Raw genomic sequence first — 5,767 nt, 5'->3', positions numbered from 1 at the left:
GGTCAAGTTCAGTGCGCGAAGGACCTCAGCGACTCGGTGCGCAGTGACGCAGCCTGCGAGGCGGTATGTAGGACACTGCCGAGTCTTTGTTCGGAACAGCTGCCGTAGGGCAGCAGCCTAATAACCCGTCATAGTAAATCGCACGGATCAGGCACATCACCACTTCCCTCTCTCATCCCTTCTGAGCGTCGTCTTCGGAGACTGCCTGCATGCGGGTGTTCCGCAAGAGTTCTCGTGCTAGAACCAGATCTGAGTCGGTGAGCCCGAGCATTTCAGAGATGAGACGAACAGCGGGAGCATCGATATCTGGCGCGCTCGCGAGTACGATCGCAAATCGGGCCTTCTCCGGAGTGCTGCAGTCGCGTTGGCCGAGGAATCCGCCACTGTCCAGTAGGGGCGGCCCGATAACAGCTGGTGAGCGGGGAGCGCGTCGATCAGTCGTGCTCATGCTAGCGCACTCCTAAGTGGGGAATTGGTGGATGGAGCTGACGCTAGAAGTGACTTGCGAGTAGCTCAACACGGGTTGTCCTTGTTGCAACTCAGCCCACGTGGTCGCACGTACTTTCAGGACTCTGGCATCGCGCAGGCTCAGCCGACGACGAACGCGACGTGCCAAGCGCACGAGAGCGTAAGTCAGAAATAGCAGTCCCCTACCCGGCTGCCATGAGTAATGGAGCCTTCTAGCGACCCCGGCGCTACTGCGTCACCCACCAACTTCGCGTTGGGCATGTGTTTTACCTTCTCCCACAGCGTGATGTTCGGGGAGCGGTGCGACGCAATGACGATGGCGCCCATGTTTTGAGGGACAGGGAAGCGACGCCCACGATCGATGTCTTGGATGATTGTCCCGTCTCTCACTGTCGTCAGGAGACGGTGGTGCCGGAGAATTCGAACGCCCAGGGTGGTCAATCTATCTAGATAGGCCTCGCGTTCCATGCTCCGAAGGAGACTCGCCGGTGTGCCTCTGTCAGTCATCAGGGTGACTGCGTATCCGTGGGTGGCGAGTATTTCGGCCGCGTCCACGGCTGACCATTCGTGCTCTTGATCGGCAATGAGGACTGATCCTGTGAGCGGGGCGGGGCGCATTATGGCGGACCACGAACTCAATACGGCTTGAGAGCCTTCCCAGTTGAGGCAGGGGCGAGCGGGTATAGCTCCTGTGGCGATGATGACTTGGTCGAAGTTCGCGCAGGCGCTTTCGTTGACCGGATGATTCAGCCGGACGTCGACCGACCCGGCTGAAAGTTCTCTATGGGCCCAGCGAAGCCATTGTTGCCACAGCTCCCTGTGCCTGATGGTGCGGCCGGCGATGGCAAGCTGCCCCCCGAGTTGAGCACAGCGCTCGGCCAGAATGACGCGTGCACCCGACTGGGCGGCAGAAGTGGCAGCTGCGACGCCAGCGGGGCCACCGCCGACAACAAGCAGCCTGTCACCGCGAGTTGAGCGAACCTGACCCTGTTTCCTGGGGGGGAGTCGGGAAGGGTGCCTGGTAAGGGGAAGTTCTAGGTCCATAACTCCCTCCTCCCCGGATGCAGAAGAACGGTGAGGCGCGTGGGCTGGCCGGTGCCGGCCCGTTCCGTTGGCCATCTACTCCGTGTTTCTGTATCTCAAGTTATGGCGCTGGACGAGTCACGGCCAGGACTGTAGACGCCATTAAGAACCCCGTTTACGCCAGCGTGCCCCGGGGCAGGATGGAATGCGTCAAGGAGGGGTCCGATCGCGCCAGCCGGCGCCCAGGGCTGTAACTCAATGAGTCTTGCGATGTGCCGACGTCATTACGGGCCTACCCCCCACGGTAAGCGGAGTAGCCCGCCTCGAAGGAGAAGGTCAGCCTACTTTTGACGGGCGCAAAGAGCTTGGAGTCACATGACGCCGGCTACGCAGCAGGCGCCGGAGTGAGGAAGCATTTTCGTAACCTACTTGACGTGCAATGGCATCAGCGGGTAGATCGCTTGTCTGAAACAGGTGGATAGCCTGGTCGAGGCGCGCTTCCTGGGCGAACTCAACTGGTGAGCAGCCCATCACCTTACGCACAACGCGTTGCAGAGTTCGCTCACTGGTCCCAATAGCCCGCGCTGCATCAGTCAATCGCAGAGGTGACGCGAGGTTGGAGCGAAGCCACTGTTCAAAGGCTGATACCAGCGGATCGTTGTGGGCAAGCAGGCTGGGAATCATGAAGGGCGCTTGCGAGGGGCGGTCGTCAATCACGAGATAACGGGCCGCGAGCGCTGCGATCATCGGACTGCGGGCTTGTACAAGTGAAAGAGCCAGATCGACTTGAGCAAATGCGGCTCCGGCTGTTGTGACTCTGCCGTCAGTCACCAACATCTGGGTCTCGTCGAGCGTCGTTCGGGTATAGCGCTGACGGAAGGCGGGCGCCAGCCACCAGCTGGTGGTTGCACGGAGGCCGTTCAGTATGCCTGCCTCAGCCAGCACGAACGTGCTGGTGCATGCGGCCGCTACGGGTACTCCGGAGGAGCATGCGTTGGACAGGAGTGTGCGAGCGGGCCCGTGGGACGCGGAGCTCACCAGAGAAATCAGCCGTTCTGGGTCTTTTTCGGCGAGCGCAGGGACAAGCCACTGATCAGGAGCGACTTCTGAGACTGGTGCCGTGGGCACGACGTGCCCTGCTCCTGTGACTGCATGATCGCTGAATCCCACAACCTCTACGTCCCAGGCCGGTGGCGGGTCTGTGACCTGCTGGCGCATCTCGTTGGCAGTGCCCAGCACATCTAGCGCGGATGCCAGGCCAGAATCGAATACGCCGTCCAGTACCAAAACTGCGATTCTCATAGCGATCCTTTTACGCTGTGCCTGCGGCAACCGGTTTTGGGCTGCCCCCTGTCGCCGACAAGCCTGGCCTCAAGGGTCGTGCTTCGGAGCAGGCAAGAGGTGTCCTGTTCACCTGCGTGAGTGTGTCTTCCCCCAGCCTACGGCAGCCGGGCTCGGCTGGTGCGGTAGCGGCGCTGGGTGAATGACTCGAAGCCATGTGTGCAATTACCGGGGTTTAATATGCTTTGGCGGCGAACGGCCTGGGGTGGTCGAGCCAGGGCCGGCGAAGAGGGGAAGCCATGTGTTCTCCCGTGTTTTCCGTTCTTGAACGGCGCGGCTGTCAAGCCGTCCAGGAACCGAGTGCTGCAGTGAATCTACTGATCATCTATCTGGTCGCAATCATGTTTCGGACATGTGAGCGTGTAAAAGATTTGCGCTGAGATTTACTGTGTGTATAGGTGTCGGACGTGCTGTGCGTCTTCTCTTGCCATCTCGGGTCGTCGACGTGATCGGACCGCCGCTGATCCACCGGCTGCAGTTGGCTGAAAGTGAACTGTCCGCGGCGCTGTCACGAACGGTCGGGTTGTCACCGTGTCCTGCGTGGTGAAGCGGACGAGTTGGGTGTGTTCGGACAGACAGGAGATCGTGCGCCCGAGGAGCTGGCGGTGCCGCCCCGACTGTTCGCTTCAGGCCCCCTAGTGATCTGGCCTTGAGTTCACGTTTCGCCACGTGAGTTGTCGTTCGTTTCAGCTTGTGGGCCGTGACGGCGGCTGACGGCTGCGGTCTGCTGGAGGAATGGGCGACAGCAGGCTGCAGCCGCTGGAGTTATCCGAGGACGAGCGGCTGATTTTGCAGGGGTGGGGCAAACGCCGGACGACCTCGCAGGGTCTCGCCAAGCGAGCACGCATCGTGCTGGCCTGCGTGGACGGGCACAGCAACACCGCGGTGGCCGCGCGGTGGACACCGATCGTGGAACCGTGCGCCGGTGGCGGACGAGATTCCTGCAAGACCGGCTCGACGGACTGTCCGACGAACCCCGTCCCGGCGTGCCCCGCACTCGATGCCCAGGTGGAGGTGGTGGTGCGCACCCTTGAAGAGGTGCCCGAGGGTGCCACTCACTGGTCGAAACGGGAGCTGGCCAAGCGGGTGGGGATCTCGCCGACGAGCGTGCTGCGGATCTGGCGGACGTTCGGGCTGCAGCCCTGGCGCACGCAGGACTTCAAGATCTCTCCGGACCTGCTGCTGATCGACAAGATCCGCGACGTCGTCGGGCTGTATCTCGCCCCGCCGACGAACGCGGTGGTCTTCGCGGTGGATGAGAAACCGCAGATCCAGGGGCTTCAGCGGACCGCTCCGGTGCTTCCGATGGTACCCGGGGCCCCTGAGCGGCGCAGTTTTGACTACGTCCGGCACGGCACCGTGGATCTGTTCGCCGCACTGAACACCGCCACCGGAAAGGTGATCGGGAAGCTGTCCGCGCAGCACCGGGCCGTCGACTTCCGTGACTTCCTCGATGAGATCGACCGCCAGACCGATCCCGGCCTGGCGGTCCACGTGATCTGCGACAGCTGTGAGGATCATGGGGTGCCGCAGAGGGGGCCGGAGCTTGTCCCGTGCGACAACTGGCCGCAGCTGCCTTGGAGTGGAACTCTCGGCTCTGGCTCCCTGCGGTGCGTACTGGCGCCGGCCCGGTGAACGTGTCCCGATAGGAGTCCAAGGGAGCCTCGTGACCGTCACCAGCATGCCCCAGCCGACGCTGCCCGCGCAGCCAGTGCAGGCCTCGGCCAAGGAAGTGATCTTGGGCGTGGACACCCACAAGGACGTCCACGTCGCCGCCGTCATCACCACCCTGGGCGCCTCGCTCGCCCACCAAGAGTTCCCGACCACCGCCGCCTGATATCGTCAACTACTCGTCTGGGCACGGTCTTTCGGCATCCTGCACCGGGCCGGCGTCGAATGCACCGGATCCTACGGATCCGCGCTGACCCGGCACCTGCACAGGGAAAGGCATCGAGGTCGTCGAAATCAGTCAGCCCGACCGTGCCACCCGAGACAAGCGCCCGGCCTTGGTCGGCTATGACTTCATCCAGACATGCGGTTCGGCGGACCGCGACGGTGACCTCGACGAGCACCGGCGGCTGCTCCGGCAGTGATCGCTGAACGACGCAGGACCCTGTCCTAAGCGTCCACGAGGAGGCCGGACTGGTCGTCGTCAGGGGAGCCGAACGTCCGCAGCGTCGGCGGGAGAGGCGGCGTGGAGCCACTGAACATGCAGGTGGAGCCGCTTGCGGATGGGTTCGCTGTGGGTGCCTCACAGGAGTGGAGTGGGCTGACAGAGCAGTCGAACGGTTGGCTCGGACGGCGAGTGCGCCACGGCTGTCGTGGCCAGGAGGTCTGAGGCGGCCGATCAGGCGAAGCCCCTGGTCTCTGTCCAGCAGCAGAACGACACGATCGGCCATTCGAATGACGGCACGACAGCTCAGCGGCCGCGTGCTCGGGGTTGTGCGCAGGTCTGGAGCGGGCATGCCCGCCTGCCGGATTACGGTCGGTCAGCAGTATGGGGGATTCCAGGTTGTCAGTGTTCCCGCGGGCGTCGGAAACTCAGCAAGGAATCATTGCCGCCCTTCGGTCCTCGTATCGCAGTCGGCCGCGTAGTTTTCGTCGGCGGTAACGCGGTCGTCTTCCCACGGTAGGAAGGCAGCAGAATGTCATCGTTGGCGCAGGCGCGCTGCACCCGGTACATCCGGGACATGGCCGCGATCACCGATGGCACACGATCGGACATCGGCGCACTCTCGGAATGCGGGCACAGTCATCCTCGCAGCAAGCAAGCCGGAGTCGGACCACAGCGGCGGCAGGCATCCCTTGCAACCCCGAGGGCACGCTCGACCGGGGGGGGCACGCGCATCACCGAGCCGAGGCGCGTCGCACTGCGCAGCCGTGTCCACAGCCTTGGCCACCGCAAACCTCACCCATGCGGCGACCCTGCGCAGGC

4 protein-coding genes and 1 pseudogene are annotated in these 5,767 nt (G+C 63.2%); 3 read left to right on the top strand and 2 right to left on the bottom strand.

What is annotated here, in order from left to right; translation table 11 throughout:
* Positions 1-633 precede the first annotated feature (633 nt).
* Complete coding sequence (locus tag AB0N17_RS45005; protein ID WP_366017492.1) at positions 634-1,512, bottom strand: FAD-dependent oxidoreductase; 879 nt, start codon at positions 1,510-1,512, stop codon at positions 634-636.
* A 315-nt stretch (positions 1,513-1,827) separates the two neighbouring features.
* Positions 1,828-2,793 carry a helix-turn-helix domain-containing protein gene (locus AB0N17_RS45000; RefSeq protein ID WP_366017491.1) on the bottom strand — a complete coding sequence of 322 codons (966 nt, stop codon included), beginning with the start codon at positions 2,791-2,793 and terminating at the stop codon, positions 1,828-1,830.
* A gap of 836 nt (positions 2,794-3,629) precedes the next feature.
* Between AB0N17_RS45000 and AB0N17_RS44995 the strand changes: the two are divergent.
* The 3 genes and pseudogenes from AB0N17_RS44995 to AB0N17_RS44985 all read left to right on the top strand — a co-directional run.
* Positions 3,630-3,782: pseudogene (locus AB0N17_RS44995) on the top strand (hypothetical protein); the annotation flags it as partial.
* Complete coding sequence (locus AB0N17_RS44990) at positions 3,718-4,467, top strand: IS630 family transposase (protein ID WP_366017490.1); 750 nt, start codon at positions 3,718-3,720, stop codon at positions 4,465-4,467. The pseudogene AB0N17_RS44995 and the gene AB0N17_RS44990, both read left to right, overlap by 65 nt.
* A 46-nt stretch (positions 4,468-4,513) precedes the next feature.
* Positions 4,514-4,669 carry a hypothetical protein gene (locus AB0N17_RS44985; protein ID WP_366017489.1) on the top strand — a complete coding sequence of 52 codons (156 nt, stop codon included), beginning with the start codon at positions 4,514-4,516 and terminating at the stop codon, positions 4,667-4,669.
* Positions 4,670-5,767 lie beyond the last annotated feature (1,098 nt).

The sequence above is a fragment of the Streptomyces sp. NPDC051133 genome, assembly GCF_040682635.1.
In the GTDB taxonomy this organism is placed as follows: Bacteria; Actinomycetota; Actinomycetes; order Streptomycetales; family Streptomycetaceae; genus Streptomyces.
This window is presented reverse-complemented; position numbering and strand designations above follow the sequence as displayed.